The organism is Amycolatopsis sp. NPDC114478 (assembly GCF_055633805.1).
The window spans coordinates 67216-81361 of record NZ_JBVKDO010000024.1 but is presented as its reverse complement, the minus strand read 5'-3'; the positions used below and the strand labels follow the sequence as shown (position 1 = coordinate 81361).

Genomic DNA, 14146 nt, shown 5'->3' with positions numbered 1-14146 from the left:
CCGCGCAAAGGAGCGTGAGTCATGGCCTATGTCATCGGCGTGGACGTGGGCGGCACGTTCACCGACGCCGTTCTCGACGACGACGCCGGGACCGTGCTCGCCGCGAAGTCCCCCTCGACCCCGCCCGACTACTCCCAGGGCGTGCTCGACGTGCTCCGGCTGCTCGCCGAGCAGCTGGGCAAGACGCTGCCGGAGCTGCTGGCCGACACCCACCACATCGCCCACGGGACGACGTCGTCGCTCAACGCGCTGGTGACCGGCAACGTGCCGCCGGTCGGCTTCCTCACCACCAAGGGCCACCGCGACTCGATCTTCATCATGAACGTCGAGGGCCGCTACCTCGGGCGCTCGCCGCACGAGCTGCAGAACGTGCTGGGGCAGAAGAAGGACCACGGGCTGCTGCCGAAACGGCTCGCCCAGGAGGTGACCGAACGCGTCGACCGCGACGGCACCGTCGTCGTCCGGCTCGACGAGGACGAGGCTCGCGCGAAGATCCGCGGGCTACTGGCCGACGGCGTCCGCGCGATCGCCGTCTCGCTGCTGTGGTCGTTCCGCAACCCGGCGCACGAGCAGCGGATCCGCGAACTGATCGCCGAAGAGGACCCGGACGTCTTCGTGGCGCTGTCGTCGGAGGTGAGCCCGCGCATCCGCGAGTTCGCCCGCAACGCCACCACGATCATGAGCACGCAGATCGGCCCCGGCCTGCGCGACTACCTCAGCACGCTCGAGGACACCCTGCGCGAGAACCGGCTTTCCGGGCCACTGCTGGTGATGCAGAGCAACGGCGGCGCGGTGGCCGCGAAGGAGGCGCCGGCCGCGGCGATCAGCACCGTCGGGTCCGTGCTCACCGGCGGGGTGATCGGCTCGGTCGCGCTGGGGCGCCAGCTCGGGCACCGCAACATCATCTCCACCGACGTCGGCGGCACGACGTTCCTCGCCGGGCTGGTGGTCGACGGCGAACCGGTGCGCGACACCACGACCGTCATCAACCACCACCCCATCAACGTGCCGACGCTGCGGGTCGACGCGATCGGCTCCGGCGGCGGCGCGATCGCCTGGCTCGACGCCGGCGGCAACCTGCGCATCGGGCCGCACAGCGCCCAGGCCGTGCCCGGCCCCGCCTGCTACGGCAACGGCGGCACCGAGCCGACCAACACCGACGCCAACCTGGTCCTCGGCATCCTGCCCGAGCGCGGCCTGCTCGGCGGCCGCAAGCCGCTGTCGCTGGAACTGGCGCGCGAAGCCATCGACACGCACATCGCCAAGCCGCTGGGCCTCACCGTCGAGCAAGCCGCGGCCGCGATCTACACCGTGCAGAACGCGCAGACCGGCGACCTGCTGCGCAAGACCGTCGTCGAGGCCGGGCACGACCCGCGCGGGTTCGTGCTCTACGCGTTCGGCGGCGCCGGTCCGGCGCACTGCGCGGGCTACGCGGCCGAAGTCGGGTGCACCGAGGTCGTCGTCCCGCTCGGGCCGGTCGCGTCGGCGTTCTCCGCCTTCGGGCTCGCGTCGTCGGACATCGTGCTGGCGGCCGAGCTGTCCGATCCGCTGAACGTCCCCTTCGATCCCCAGCGCGCCGAACGCAACTTCGCCCAGTTGGAACAGCGCGTCCAGGAAGGTCTGGATCGGCAGGGCCTGAAGTTCGAAAAGGTCGAGCTGTACCGGGAAATCGACATGCGCTACTCGATGCAGCTCGCCGAAGTCACGACCCCCGTCGTCCAGGGACCTCTGGACACGGCGGCGATCGAAGAGGCCGCCGCCGGGTTCGAAGAGCGTTATGCCGCCCTCTACGGCAAGGACGCCGGGTTCCGCGAAGCCGGGATCCAGGCCATCACGTTCCGCGTGCGCGGCGTCGGCATCCTGCCGTTCAGCCCGGAACTGCCGGAAGTCCCGGTCGCGGACTCCCCCGCCGCGCGGGCCGGCACCCGGCCCGTCTGCCTGAACGCGGCGCTCGGTTACGTCGACACCGCCGTCTACGACTACCGCGAGCTGCGCAGCGGCCACGTGCTGACCGGTCCGGCCATCGTCGAAGTCCCGACCACGACGGTCGTGGTGCCCGCCGGCTCCACCGGCACCGTCGACCACCTCGGCAACCTCACGATCAGGAGCGCCGCATGAGCATGCCCATCCCGGGCTCGGAGCAGTTCTCGAGCCGTCCCGTCGACCTCGGTGAGCTCCGGCGGTCGCTGCCGTCCACTTTGGCCGTCCACAGTGTCACCGAGGAGCAGATCGACGCCCTCGACCCGCTGACCTACGAGGTCATCCGGCACCGGCTGTGGTCGGTGACCGACGAGATGGGCGAGGCGCTCAAGCGCATGTCCGGCTCGCCGATCGTCACCGACGCCAACGACTTCGACTTCGCCATCTCCGACGAGCTCGGCCAGGAGGTCCAGGTCGGGCTCTACAACACGATGCTCGTCGGCGCGGTCGACCTCGCGATCTACTGGACGCTGCGCAACCGCGCGGCCAACCCGGGCATCGAAGCCGGCGACATGTTCCTCTGCAACGACCCGTGGGTCGGCGGCGGGCTGCACCAGAACGACGTCATCGTCTACCAGCCGGTGTTCCACGACGGCGAGCTGTTCGCCTGGACCAGCGCCATCGCCCACCAGCCCGATCTCGGCGGCGTCGGCCTCGGCTCTTTCTCCCCCGCCGCCGAAGACGTCTTCTCCGAGTCGCTGCCGACGCCGCCGGTGAAGGTCGTCCGCGACGGGCGGCTGCAGCGTGACGTCGCCGACCTGTGGGTGCGCCGCTCGCGCGTCCCGATGCTCGTCGGACTCGACCTGCGCGCGAAGATCGGCGCGAACAACGTCGGCGCCGAACGCCTGCACGCGCTGATCGAGCAGTACGGCCCGGACACCGTCAAGGCCGTCATGAAGCGGATGATGTCCGACGCCGAAAGCCGGTTGCGGGACAAGCTTTCCGCGCTCCCGGACGGCACCTGGACGGCGACCGGCTACCAGGACCAGTCCCACGAGGGCGACCGGAACCTGCACAAGATCACGGTCACCACCACCAAGACCGGCGACCACCTGACGTTCGACTTCACCGGCACCGACCCGCAGGCCGGCGTCATCAACTGCACGTACGCGGGCATGCGCGGCGGCGTGATGCTGGCGCTGCTGCCGATCCTCGCGGGCGACATCCCGTGGTCGGCGGGCGGGCTGATGCGCTGCTTCGACCTCGTCACCGAGGAGGGGACGCTCAACAACGCGACGTTCCCGGCGGCGGTCGGCCGCGGCCCGATCGGCCCGGCCTGGCTCACCGGCAACCTCATCGCCGAGTGCCTGGCGCAGATGCTCGACCGGGACCTCGAGCTCGGGAAGAGCGTCCAGGCGACGTGCTGCGGCACCTGGGACACCGCGGTGATCGCGGGTCTCGACGAACGCGGCGAGGCGCCGGCGCCGTTCCTCAGCATCATCATGGAACCGATGGCCGGCGGCTACGGCGCGCGTCCCGACGCGGACGGCATCGACACCGGCGGGCTGTTCTGCATCCCGATGGGCCGCGTTCCGGACGTCGAGATGACGGAGTTCCTCTACCCGGTCCTGACGTTGTGGCGGCGGGAAGTCCCCGATTCGGGCGGGCCGGGACGCCACCGCGGCGGGCTCGGCGCGTCGATCGCGATGACGCCGCACGGCACGAGCGTCCCGATGGGGCTGGTGCTGGCGTCGGCGGGCAAGGCGATCGCGCAGAACGGCGGGCTCGCGGGCGGGCACCCGGGCAACAGCGGCCTCGACGTCGTGGCGCGGCAGAGCCCGGTGGCTTCGCTGCTCGCGTCCGGGCGGATGCCGTCCACAATGGACGAACTGGGGTCCGCTTTGGAGCCCGGGCAGAACTACGCGTCGAGCTACCTCGCGCCGGGCGAGGTGTTCGCGATGACGTGGCAGGGTGGCGGCGGCTACGGCGATCCGCTGCTGCGGGATCCCGCGGCCGTGGCACGGGACCTGCGCGAAGCCAAGGTCACCCCGGAGGCGGCGCTCGAGGTCTACGGCGTGGTGGTCCGCGACGGCGTGGTGGATCCGGCCGAGACTTCGGCCGAGCGTTCCCGGCAGCGTTCGGCGCGTCGCTCGCGCTCGGCGGTGCCGGGATCTTCCCTCGGCAAGGCGAGCTTGTCCGGCGCCCGCCGCCTCGACGACAACCTGGTCGAGCCTTCCGGCGGCGGCCTGGCCTGCGGCCACTGCGGCGAAGTCCTGCGCACGGTGGAGGGCGAACCGGCGGTGGCGGTGTACGAGGGCCCGCCGACGGACGCGGGCCCCCAGATCATCGCGACGGCGGCCGACTACGTGGACGCGGAAGTAGTGTTCCGCCAGTACTGCTGCCCATCCTGCTGGACGGCGGTGTACTCGGGCGTGGTCCCGGCCGACCACCCGGACTCGTTGCGCACCCTCGGGCACCGCACTACGGCGCCGGTCGCCTGAGCCGAGCGGTCCGCCGTGCCTTCACCCGGGTACGGCGAGGCGCTCGGGGGGCCGGCCCGACCACTGTTCCCCGGCCTCAGCCGGGCACGGCGGGCCGCTCGCGTGCGCGGCACGACCACACCACTCCCCAGGCGCGGCGGGCCGGTCGCGCTCGCGCGCCGCCCGGCTCCCCGACCTCAGCCCGCGACAGCGGGCCGCGACTCTGCGCGCGCCAGCAAGCCTGAAATCGTGACTTCCAGGGTCCTACTCACCAGCTCGGTGAAGTCGACCCGCATAGCCGCCACCGCCGGATCCAGCGCGTAGGCCGCCTTCAATGCCTCCGACGGCCGGCTGTGCGGCCATGCCGCCGCCGTGACCAGGCTGGCCGTCGCCACCAGCTCGTACGCGGCCCGGTCGTCGAACTCGGGCAGGTGGCGGCGGACCACCGCGGTCAGCGACTCCACCGCCCGCAGGAGCGCGCGCTTGTGCTCGAGCGCCACCTCGGTCGAGACGTTGTGCTCCAGCACCGCCGCCTGGGAACTGAAAAGGTCGCACAGCACCGGCCGCCGCGCCAGCGACTCGGCCAGCACCGCCGCCAGCCGGTCGCCGCGTTCTCGGGGCGAACCTTCCTCGACGGAAGAGCCCGCCAGCTCGGCGATCCAGTCGCGCACGTGCCGGTCGAGCAGTTCCAGCAGGACCGCCTCGCGCGACTCGACGTACCGCACGATGTTCGCCTTGGCCAGGCACACCCGGCGGCTCAGCTCGTTGAAGCTCAGCTTGGCGACCGGCATCTCGGTCAGCATCTCGTCGGCGGTGGCCAGGATCGCGCGCCGCCGCTCGGCTCGTTGCTCGTCGGTGCGGGCGCGCTTGAAGTTCACCTCTCCCATCTTACGTACCCCCGGTACGTTGTCAACGAACCGCCGGTACGTTATCGTGGGTGTCGTAACGTACCAGCGGTACTTAGAGAGGTGTGCCATGTACCAGGTCCCTGACCAGCACGGAAAGCTCGCCGTCGTCACCGGCGCCAACAGCGGGACCGGCAAGGAAGCCGCCAAGCGCCTGGCCGCGGCCGGCGCGGACGTGATCCTCGCCGTCCGGACGCCCGCGAAAGGCGAGCAGGCCCGCCGCGACATCCTCGCCGAGCACCCCGGCGCCCGGCTCGAGGTCCGGCGGATCGACCTCGCCGACCTGGCCTCGGTCCGCGAGTTCGCCGACGGGCTGATCGCCGACGGCCGGCCCCTCGACCTACTCGTCAACAACGCCGGCGTGATGACGCCGCCCCAGCGGGTCGAGACCGCCGACGGCTTCGAGCTGCAGCTGGGCAGCAACTACCTCGGCCCGTTCGCGCTGACCGTGCGCCTGCTCCCGCTGCTGCTCGCCGCACCGGCCCCGCGGGTGGCGACGATGAGCAGCGGCATGGCCAACGCCGGCCGGATCGGCTTCGACGACCTGCAGTGGGAACGCGAGTACAGCCCGAACCGGGCCTACGCCCAGTCGAAGCTGGCCGACCTGATGCTGACGCTGCGGCTGGCGGACATCGCGGCCGAGCGCGGCTGGCCGCTCCTCTCGACCGGCGCGCACCCCGGCTACACGCGCACCAACCTGCAGACTTCGGGCCCGCAGCTGGACGGCAGCAGCCCCGGCCCGCTCGCCTCGCTGGCCTTCAAACTCGTTCCGTCCCAAGGGGTCGAGCAGGGCGCGGAACCCCTGCTGTACGCGGCGACGAGCCCGGACGCCGTGCCCGGCGGCTACTACGGCCCCCGCTGGGGACTGGTCGGCCCGGTGAAGACCGCCAAGCCGACGCGCCGCGCGCTCGACAAGGCGGTGGCCGAGCGGCTGTGGACCGAGTCCGAACGCCTCACCGGCGTCTCCCTGCCCGCCCACGCCTGAGGCGTCACCCGCGCAGCGACGGTCCGATCCACCGCCGGACGAGCGCCCGGATCCCGTCGTCGGTGAGCGGCGGGGTCGACGGGTACCGCAGGTACGACAGGAACAGGCGCATCAGGATTTCGGCCAGCCCCGCGAAGTCCTCGTCGGTGGTGACGCCGGCGGCCGTCCAGTCGACCGGCACGTTCCGGAGAATCGTTGCGCCGTAGGAGAAAGCCATCGGCGACAGCACGCCTTCGGTGAAGAATTCGGCCGCGCCCGCCTGCAGGAGCAGCCCCAGGTGGGGCTCACCGGGCAGCGTCCGGACCGCGAACAGCACCGATTCCACGGCGACCTCGACCGGGCTGCCGAACGACGTCAGGTGGCGTTCCATCCGCCCGGCGAACTCCTCGACGCCGGCCAGGGCGACCGCGCGCAGGATGTCATTGAGGCTAGGGAAGTAGCGGTAGACGGTCTGCCGCGTCACCCCGGCCTCGGCGGCGACGTCGGACAGGCTGGTCTTGACGAGGCCGACGCGGTCGAGGCACGCCGTCGCCGCGTCGGTGATCCGGCGGCGTGCCTCGTCTTCGGTGCCGGGTGGGTTGCCCCGCCAGCCGTGGTGCCCCATGCGTCCCATCTTCCCCGACCGGACGGCGTCAGCCGGGAACGGGGGCCCGCTCGTTCCGGTACAGCGCGACCAGCACGAGCCCGGCCGCGGCGAAGCAGGCGAGCACGTAAAGGACGCTCCCGGCCGGGCCGCCGCCGTCCGCCGCGAGCCAGAACACCGCGAGCCCGCCCAGGTAGGCAGCGGGATAGACCCGCGCGAAGGCGGACGCGGGCGGACGGTCCGCCCGGCTCGTGGCGATGAGCCAGGCGCCCGCCACCCAGACCAGGGCCAGCTCGGCGCCGAGGATCCAGGCCTGCGCGCCTGCGTTGCCGTCGAAGAGGCTCGACGGGATCCCGGCGACCGCCATCGCCGGCGGGGCGAGCACCCCGGCCACGACCGTGCGCCAGACCAGCGACCACCCGCGTCGCGGACCACCGGCGAGCCGCACCACCAGGTAGGTCAGCGCGCCGAAGGACACCGACGCGAAGAGCAGCATGCTGGTCATCGGCACCGAAGCCAGCGCCGGCTGGTTGACGATCCGGTTGCCCGGGTTCCACGCCCACCACTTCAGCCGCGGGCCGAGCTGGTCGAAGACCTCGTAGAAGACCTGGCAGACGAAGGCGACCGCCACCGACCCGGCGAGCGGGCCGCGGCCCCGGAAGATCCCGAGTGCCCGCACCACCTCGTAGGCGAGCTGGCTGAACGCCGGGTAGAACGCCACGATGTAGAGCGGCAGCCGGTCCGCCATGAACTGCACGGTGAACTCGTTGTGGGCGAAGATGAAGCCGTACAGCTTGTCGAGGCCGAACCACTCCGGGAAGTACAGCGGTGGCTCGGTGACGAAGAGGTAGACCAGGGAAGCCCACCACAGCGCGAGGTTGACCGGGTCGCCCGCGCGGTAGCGGCGGACGGCGTGCACCAGCGCGAAGACGGCACCGGCGACGACGAGCAGTTCGAGCAACGGCATCGTCCAGTGGGCCAGGTCCCAGGGGAAGCGGACCGAGGCGACCGGCGAGACGTCGTGGCAGTCGAAGCCGAGCCCGCGGGTGACGGCTTCGGCGTCCGGCCCGCACGCCGTGCTCATCGCGCGGTCGCCGTCGAATAGTCCGTGGCGGGCGGCTCGGCCTGGGCGTCGAACCCGAACGGCACCCGATGCCGGCCGAGCGCCGCGCGGACGCGGTAGCGCACCAACCCGGCGAGCACACGCGGGTTGCGCAGCATGTCCCCCAGCGACTCGTCGAGGTTGAACACCTTGGCGAAGTGCTCGTCGACGACTTCGTCCTCCCGCGCGGCCCCGACGATGAGGCTGAACGCCGGGGCGGAGACGGCGGCGAGGATCCGGCGCTTCCACTCGGGCGGCTTCTCGGTGCCCTCCGCGCATTCGTACCCCTGGTCCCGCGCCATCGCGAGGCGCCAGGGCACGTTCAGCAGTTTCCGTTGCGCGGCAAGGAACTTCGCGGAGAACGCGGTGTCGATCCGGTCGGCGCGGGCGAGGTGTTCGCGCAGCAGCAGGGCCGAACCGGCGGCGGAGCTGATGCCCTGGGCGTAGAAGGGGTTGAACGCGCAGATCGAGTCGCCGACGAACGCCAAGCCCTTCGGCGGGGTGCGCAGGCGGTCGTAGCGCCGCCACTTGTTGCCCGTCGAGCGGGTCAGGTGGACTTCCGAAGTGGGCTCGCACCGGTCCATCGCGGCCGCGAACAGCGGCGTCCGAACCCGGCGGGCCGTCTCGACGAACGCGTCGGTGGTGCGCGGCATCGGCAGGCCCCACGACCCCATGCAGGCGATGACCCGGTCGCCCTCGACCGGGAAGAAGTTGACCAGGTAGTCGTGTTCGTCGGGGTGCTCGCCCTTGTCCGGGGTGGGCATGATCACCAGGTGCCGCCACCACCAGGACGCCGGCCGCGGCGCCGGGAGGTCGTACCAGCGCGAGGTGTAGGTGACCTTGGCGTCGAGCGTCCTGGTCTCCGGTTCGGGCCAGCCGGCCGCCGCCAGCCAGGCACCGACGGAGGAGCCGCGGCCCAGGGCGTCCACGACGAAGTCGGCGTCGAGGTCGCCGCCGTCGGTGCCGACGCCGGTGATCCCGCCGTCCCGCGCGGTCAGGCCGGTGACCACGACACCCTCGCGGATGACGACGTTGGACAGCTCGCGGACCTTGTCGCGCAGGACGCGTTCGATGAGGATCCGCGAGCTGTAGACCATGGTCATCGCGCTGCGCTTGCGGGCGGACCAGCCGACGCCGTCGAGGTAGGCGGCGTCCATGGACGGCATGAGGTGCAGCCCGCCGGCGGCGATGAGGTCGGCTTCGAAGCCGGGGAAGAGCGCCCCGATCGCGCGGCGGCCCGAGTTCAGCAGGAAGTGCGGGTGCTTGCTCTGCGGCACCCCGCGGCGGTGCTCGGCTCCGGCGGGCAGCTCATCGCGTTCCAGGACGACCACGCGGTCGAAGTAGGGCGCGAGCGCGCCGGCGGAGCAGAGCCCGGCGGCACTGCCCCCGAGGACGACGGCGGTCTTGCCGAGCCGCATGCGGACCAACTCCCCACGTCGGATCATACAAAGTGACGACGAATGTATGAATGGGTGGGCGTGGGTGTCAAGGGGCCCGGGTGGCTGGGGCCTGTCCTGACAGTCAGAGGAGCAAGGTGGCCAGGTCATCACGCTCCGGTCGGAGGTCGCGGTCTTGTCGAACCGGGCGGCGATGGCGCGGAACTGTCTGAGGCGGTTGAAGCAACGTTCGACGATGTCGCGGCGTCCGTAGGCGGCGCGGCGCCGGACGACCTGGGGCCGACCGGCGGATTCGACACCCCTTCGTGCCGGACACCGGAAGTAACGGTTCGTTCGCCTGCCACTGCTCATCAGTCAGCTCATGCCTGCGCACCACGGCCCAAGATCAAAGCAGGTGGCCGTCACCCACTTCGAGGACAGGCTCTAGGACGCCGGCGGTGAGCTGACCCGCAGGACGTTCCCGTCCGGGTCGAGCAGGCGCATTTCGTACATCCCCCACGGCCGCACGAACGGCGGCTCCGCGACCGTCACGCCGCGCTCGCGCCACTCCCGGAACAGCCGGTCGACCTGCGCGGCCGCGTGGACGTCGAGGTGCAGGCGGGTCGTGTGCGCGCCCGGGACCTGGGTCAGCATGAGCTGGACGTTGTCCCGGGCGACCAGCGCGGTACCCGGCTCGTGCGGCTCGCCATCGTGCAGGAACCGGCCCTGGCGGTCCGACCAGCGCCAGCCCACATCGAAGCCCAGCGCGTCCGCGTAGAAGCCGAGGCTGGCGACGACGTCGGCCACGAGGAGGTTGGGCCGGCAGGCGAAGATCGCCGGCCCGGGCGCGGCGCCTTTCCAGTCCTCGGCCAGCAGGCCGAACAGCAGGTCGTCGGTCCACTCGCCCTTGAGCCACGTGTGCCGGCGGCGGAAGCCTTCCCGGGTGAACCCGAGCCGTTCCAGCAGCCGCGCGGACGCGGTGTTGCGCGCGTCGCACTCCGCCGAGACGCGGCGGACTCCGGCGGCGAACACCCGGTCCAGCACGCACCGCACGGCTTCGGTCGCGTAGCCGCGCCGCTGGTGCGCGCGGGCGATGGTGAACCCCAGGTCGGCCTGCATCCGGTTGTCCGCCAGGCAGACGCCGACGTCTCCGACCAGCACCCCTCCGGCTTCGACGGCGTACTGGAACCAGCCGGGCGCGCCCTCTTCGGCGGCCGCGAACTCGGCGACGAGCTGCCGGGCGTCCGCTTCCGGCACCGGCGCGTCCCAGCCCTGGTACCGGGCGACGTCGAGATCCGAGCGGTACGCGGTGAAATCGGCCACATCCGCGGCAGTGAACCGCCGCACGACCGCCTGCCCGGCCGACACCGGTAGTCCGCTCACCTTTCCGGGCTAGCGCGCGGAACCGTGGGAGCCGCGGATGCGCAGCCCGTCCGCCTCGATGATCAGCTCGGTCGGGCAGTCGTTCACGCCGACGCCCGCGAACCGGATCGGCTCGCGGCCGGCGCCCACCAGGGTAGTGGTGCCGTTCTTCTCCTCGAGCCGCACCGTCCGGGGCCCCGATCGGGTGTCGAAGACGTGCAGGCTGCCGAAGGCGGCCTCGTGGTCCGGCCAAACCGCCTCGCGCGGACCGTCCAAGACGACGGACGGCAGCTGCTGCGGCTCGCCGTCCAGGAGGACCTCCATCTTCGCGGTCTCGCCCGTGTCGATCCGGAGGCCGGTCTGTTCCTCGTTGTCGAGGGTGAGCTCGACGTACCCGCCGCGCGGAGCGGTCTCGCGGATTTCGAGCTCGCCGCCGGGGCGCACCAGGAACTCCGCCGAGCACCGGGCCACGACGGCCAGGAGCGGGTGGCGCAGGCCGTTGACGATGCGGATCGTTTTCACCCGCTGCGCTAGTGATTCAGTCAACGGACAGGCCTTTCGAAGTAGCTGCGAATCGGCCGATCGTACCTCCGCCCGCCGGGTCCTCCGAGCTACCCCAGGGGTATCTAAGGGGTGGTCCAGTCCTGCGGCGCCGACCGGCCTTCGCGGAGGTGGACGTGCAGCAGGGCGCCCGGGTTCCGCCGGTGGTGCGGCTTCCAGGGGCCGAGCCCGATCTCCGCGCACCAGTGGACACCCGCGTCGAGCTGGGCCGGGCCGTCCTCGGCGAGGGAACGGACCTGTTCGCCGGCGAGCTCGAAGGCGCGCCGGCTGCCGATGAGGAACAGCGTGTCCGCGGCGAAGGCGTACCTCAGGTGGTCGTGGAAGTCCTGGTGGAAGAACCGGTCGTGGTCCGCACGCTCGAAGACGGGGAACGGCCGCGGCGGCAGTGTGACGGTGGTCGCGGCGGGCGGGGACAGCCGGGCTCGCAACCGCTTCCAGTTCGCCACGCGGAACCCGAGGCGGTGGTGCAGGAGCACCAGGTCGAGCGGCCGGCCCTCCGGCGTGGGCGTGCGCAGGGGCAGGTGGACGAGGCTGTGCGGCGACCGCGCGGCCAGCCACCAGGCGGCGGCGAAGTCGACGGCCGCGGCCTTGCCGACCGCGAACTCCGCCCCGAACCGGTGCTCCTCCAGGAGGGCGTCCCGGATCGGCCGCCACGGGCGGACGACCCGGTAGCCGGCGCCGTCCAGCCGCGCTGTGCTGACCGACGCCCGCCACCGCACCCCGGCGAGCCGCATGTCGTTTCCCCTCCACCTTTCGGCTGACGGCGAAACGATAGGCGCGGGACGGTGGCGGGAACCACCGGTTTACCGGTGAACCGGGGGCGCTCCCGACCGGCGGCGAGCGCGGCGGTTGGTCACCGCATGCGTTCCGGAGTGGTGTCCAGGGTCTTCAGCAGCCGCACCGCGAGCGCCTCGCAGGCGGTGTCGGACAGCTTCGTGTCCTCCTTCAGCACGTCCCGCACCGCTTTGACCCGCAGGTCGTATCGGGAGACAAAAGCCGCTTGCGTGGTCATGGTCGTTCCTTCACCGGTTGGCGTGCGTGAGGGTGGGAGTGCGGCGAAAACCGGTGTCAGCGGCGGCCGGACGATCATGGGCCACCGAGCCGGACCGCCGTTGCGGGCCGGGCGCACCGTCGGAAGACGGCGCCGGGGTGTACACGGGCTGGCGGAACAGGCCGCCGTACCGGACGTCCTGGGGTGTGGTGAGCGTGCCGGGCCGGGGCTCTTCGGCGATGGGGTGGCTGAACAGCGAACTGTCCAAAGTGGAAGCAGTGATCGGGCGATCCCTTCGTGGACGCCACCGGAGGTGGCGTGGTTCAGGTGGGCTGCGGCACTCGGCCGCCCCGTGGGGCGAGCAGGTGCGCGCTGTCGTCGGTGTTGTCTTCGCTCGCGGCGGTCGCGAGGACGTGCTCCGCGGTCTCGGAGCCGGTCTCCGGCGGGACTACCACCAGCGTCAACCGGTGGCGGTCCCAGCCGACCACCGTCAGCGTGCCGGTGGCCTGGGACCGGAATCCCTCGAGCCGCACGACCTGGTCGTCGACGGAGATCCGGCGGGGCGCCCCCGGCCATTCACCGAGGTGGTAGGTGACCCGGTCGATCCGTCCCAGCCGGGCCGCCACCGCCGTGAGCAGCGGGGGAAGCTCGGCGGACAGGTCCTGGGTCTTGGGCCACCACGCGCCGTCGACGTGTCCCGTGGCGGGCCCCGCCGGCTTCAGCCGCAAGCGTCGTCCGGTGGCAAGTGATGGGGTGTTCGAGCCCGACGACATGTCGGTGCTCCCGTCCCCGGCTGTCGAAATCGGCCGGATTGGGGCCGAGGGCGGCGCAGGTTCGACCACTCGCGCTCGAAATGCTCTCGGACACCACCCAGCGTACACGAGGCCCTCGCGGAGTGTGTCAGGACTGGGTCCTGGCAAAGGCGCCGACGAACACTTGGCGGCCACTGCGCACGCGCGAGCAGCTCATCGCCGGGTACGACGTCGTGTTGCCGGCCAAGCCGATTCGCGAAGACCGCGCCGTGCTGCGGGCCGTGGTGATCGGCTTCGGGGACGTCGACATCCTCACCGCGCGCGGCCTCAGCGCGGGCTTCAGCTGGGCCCGGCCCACGACGTTCGCCCGGCCGATGGAACTCGGCGACCTGGGAGATCGGCGAAGCCCTGCTGCCACTGTTGCCGACGGTCCTTTCCGGCCAGTCCACTTAGGACTATGGCGAAACCGTCCGGCGCGCCGTGGAGATCCGGGACGGCACGATCCGCAACCCCGCGATCCTCGCCTTCCAGCACCGCGCACCGGACTACCCGCACGACCGGGCTCACGCACCCCCGTTCGCCAGGGCACGCACTCGTGCCCGGGGCCGGGTTCACCGCGGTGGGCCGGCTGTCCATCGCGCCAAGCGTGAGGTGGTCCTGCGGCTGGCCGCTGCCGAGGACACGGCCGGCGTAGTCGAGCCGCGCGGCCGGTGACCCATTCGCAGGCGGTCGGGACGTCAGCCGGAGAGCGCGTCCGCGCGGGTGCCGGTGACCGCCAGTGCCTCGGTCAAGCCGGTCAGCTCCAGGGCCCGGCCCACGGTGCTGCGCCCGGGCGCCACGACCCGCAGCTTGGTGCTGCTGCCGGCGTCGCGGTGCGCCTTGAGCAGGACCGTCATGCCGACGGAGGCGAGGAAGGACACCCCGGTCAGGTCGATGACGAGCAGCGCCGGCTCGCGGGCGACGGCCGCGACGAGCCCGTCGTCCAGGACCTGAACGCTGAGCAGGTCGACTTCGCCGGCCACTTCGAGCACCTCGGTCCCGCCGTCGGGTCGGTGCACCGTCACGTGCAGCAGGTCCTGGGGCCGGACCCGGCCTCCGTCAGCGGTCACCTTCACCTCCGGTCGCTCGC

Annotated in this window: 13 protein-coding genes and 1 pseudogene; 3 read left to right on the top strand and 11 right to left on the bottom strand. The window is 71.9% G+C overall.

The window, feature by feature from the left end:
- Positions 1-21 precede the first annotated feature (21 nt).
- Together ACZ7OH_RS43055 and ACZ7OH_RS43050 are read left to right on the top strand one after the other, a co-directional pair.
- Positions 22-2118: a hydantoinase/oxoprolinase family protein gene (locus tag ACZ7OH_RS43055; protein ID WP_470286190.1), complete on the top strand. Its 2097-nt coding sequence runs from the start codon at positions 22-24 to the stop codon at positions 2116-2118.
- The gene (locus ACZ7OH_RS43050; protein ID WP_470286189.1) at positions 2115-4421 is read left to right on the top strand and encodes a hydantoinase B/oxoprolinase family protein; all 2307 of its coding nucleotides are present in this window, start codon (positions 2115-2117) and stop codon (positions 4419-4421) included. Before ACZ7OH_RS43055 ends, ACZ7OH_RS43050 begins: the two co-directional genes overlap by 4 nt.
- A gap of 176 nt (positions 4422-4597) precedes the next feature.
- Here the strand turns inward: ACZ7OH_RS43050 and ACZ7OH_RS43045 are convergent, their stop codons facing one another.
- Positions 4598-5278: a TetR/AcrR family transcriptional regulator gene (locus tag ACZ7OH_RS43045; RefSeq protein ID WP_470286188.1), complete on the bottom strand. Its 681-nt coding sequence runs from the start codon at positions 5276-5278 to the stop codon at positions 4598-4600.
- 97 nt (positions 5279-5375) lie between these two features.
- On the opposite strand from ACZ7OH_RS43045, the gene ACZ7OH_RS43040 reads away from it, so the two are divergent.
- Complete coding sequence (locus tag ACZ7OH_RS43040; protein ID WP_470286187.1) at positions 5376-6290, top strand: SDR family oxidoreductase; 915 nt, start codon at positions 5376-5378, stop codon at positions 6288-6290.
- A 4-nt stretch (positions 6291-6294) separates the two neighbouring features.
- Here the strand turns inward: ACZ7OH_RS43040 and ACZ7OH_RS43035 are convergent, their stop codons facing one another.
- The 10 genes and pseudogenes from ACZ7OH_RS43035 to ACZ7OH_RS42990 all read right to left on the bottom strand — a co-directional run bounded on the left by ACZ7OH_RS43035 (position 6295) and on the right by ACZ7OH_RS42990 (position 14126).
- Entirely contained in the window at positions 6295-6894 is a 600-nt protein-coding gene (locus tag ACZ7OH_RS43035; RefSeq protein ID WP_470286186.1) for a TetR/AcrR family transcriptional regulator, read from the bottom strand.
- A gap of 28 nt (positions 6895-6922) precedes the next feature.
- Entirely contained in the window at positions 6923-7957 is a 1035-nt protein-coding gene (locus ACZ7OH_RS43030; protein ID WP_470286185.1) for a hypothetical protein, read from the bottom strand.
- The gene (locus tag ACZ7OH_RS43025; protein WP_470286243.1) at positions 7954-9393 is read right to left on the bottom strand and encodes an FAD-dependent oxidoreductase; all 1440 of its coding nucleotides are present in this window, start codon (positions 9391-9393) and stop codon (positions 7954-7956) included. The genes ACZ7OH_RS43030 and ACZ7OH_RS43025 overlap by 4 nt, the downstream gene beginning before the upstream one ends.
- Before the next feature lie 147 nt (positions 9394-9540).
- Positions 9541-9633: pseudogene (locus tag ACZ7OH_RS43020) on the bottom strand (IS5/IS1182 family transposase); the annotation flags it as partial.
- A gap of 162 nt (positions 9634-9795) precedes the next feature.
- On the bottom strand, positions 9796-10734 hold the full coding sequence (locus tag ACZ7OH_RS43015) for a GNAT family N-acetyltransferase (protein WP_470286184.1): 939 nt from the start codon (positions 10732-10734) through the stop codon (positions 9796-9798).
- Positions 10735-10743: 9 nt separating this feature from the next.
- A complete protein-coding gene (locus ACZ7OH_RS43010; protein ID WP_470286183.1) occupies positions 10744-11235 on the bottom strand; it encodes a hypothetical protein in 492 nt (163 codons plus the stop codon).
- 104 nt (positions 11236-11339) lie between these two features.
- Positions 11340-12008: a hypothetical protein gene (locus ACZ7OH_RS43005; protein ID WP_470286182.1), complete on the bottom strand. Its 669-nt coding sequence runs from the start codon at positions 12006-12008 to the stop codon at positions 11340-11342.
- Positions 12009-12127: 119 nt separating this feature from the next.
- Positions 12128-12286 carry a DUF6307 family protein gene (locus tag ACZ7OH_RS43000; protein WP_400892064.1) on the bottom strand — a complete coding sequence of 53 codons (159 nt, stop codon included), beginning with the start codon at positions 12284-12286 and terminating at the stop codon, positions 12128-12130.
- Positions 12287-12588: 302 nt separating this feature from the next.
- Complete coding sequence (locus tag ACZ7OH_RS42995) at positions 12589-12993, bottom strand: DUF5994 family protein (protein ID WP_470286181.1); 405 nt, start codon at positions 12991-12993, stop codon at positions 12589-12591.
- A gap of 761 nt (positions 12994-13754) precedes the next feature.
- A complete protein-coding gene (locus ACZ7OH_RS42990) occupies positions 13755-14126 on the bottom strand; it encodes an STAS domain-containing protein (RefSeq protein ID WP_470286180.1) in 372 nt (123 codons plus the stop codon).
- Positions 14127-14146: the final 20 nt, after the last annotated feature.

Bases quoted from the DNA above. Each gene is read 5' to 3' on its own strand.
- ACZ7OH_RS43055 (WP_470286190.1), top strand. From the start codon at position 22: ATGGCCTATGTCATCGGCGTGGACGTGGGCGGCACGTTCACCGACGCC.
- ACZ7OH_RS43050 (WP_470286189.1), top strand. From the start codon at position 2,115: ATGAGCATGCCCATCCCGGGCTCGGAGCAGTTCTCGAGCCGTCCCGTC.
- ACZ7OH_RS43040 (WP_470286187.1), top strand. From the start codon at position 5,376: ATGTACCAGGTCCCTGACCAGCACGGAAAGCTCGCCGTCGTCACCGGC.
- ACZ7OH_RS43035 (WP_470286186.1), bottom strand. From the start codon at position 6,894: ATGGGGCACCACGGCTGGCGGGGCAACCCACCCGGCACCGAAGACGAG.
- ACZ7OH_RS43030 (WP_470286185.1), bottom strand. From the start codon at position 7,957: ATGAGCACGGCGTGCGGGCCGGACGCCGAAGCCGTCACCCGCGGGCTC.
- ACZ7OH_RS43025 (WP_470286243.1), bottom strand. From the start codon at position 9,393: ATGCGGCTCGGCAAGACCGCCGTCGTCCTCGGGGGCAGTGCCGCCGGG.
- ACZ7OH_RS43005 (WP_470286182.1), bottom strand. From the start codon at position 12,008: ATGCGGCTCGCCGGGGTGCGGTGGCGGGCGTCGGTCAGCACAGCGCGG.
- ACZ7OH_RS43000 (WP_400892064.1), bottom strand. From the start codon at position 12,286: ATGACCACGCAAGCGGCTTTTGTCTCCCGATACGACCTGCGGGTCAAA.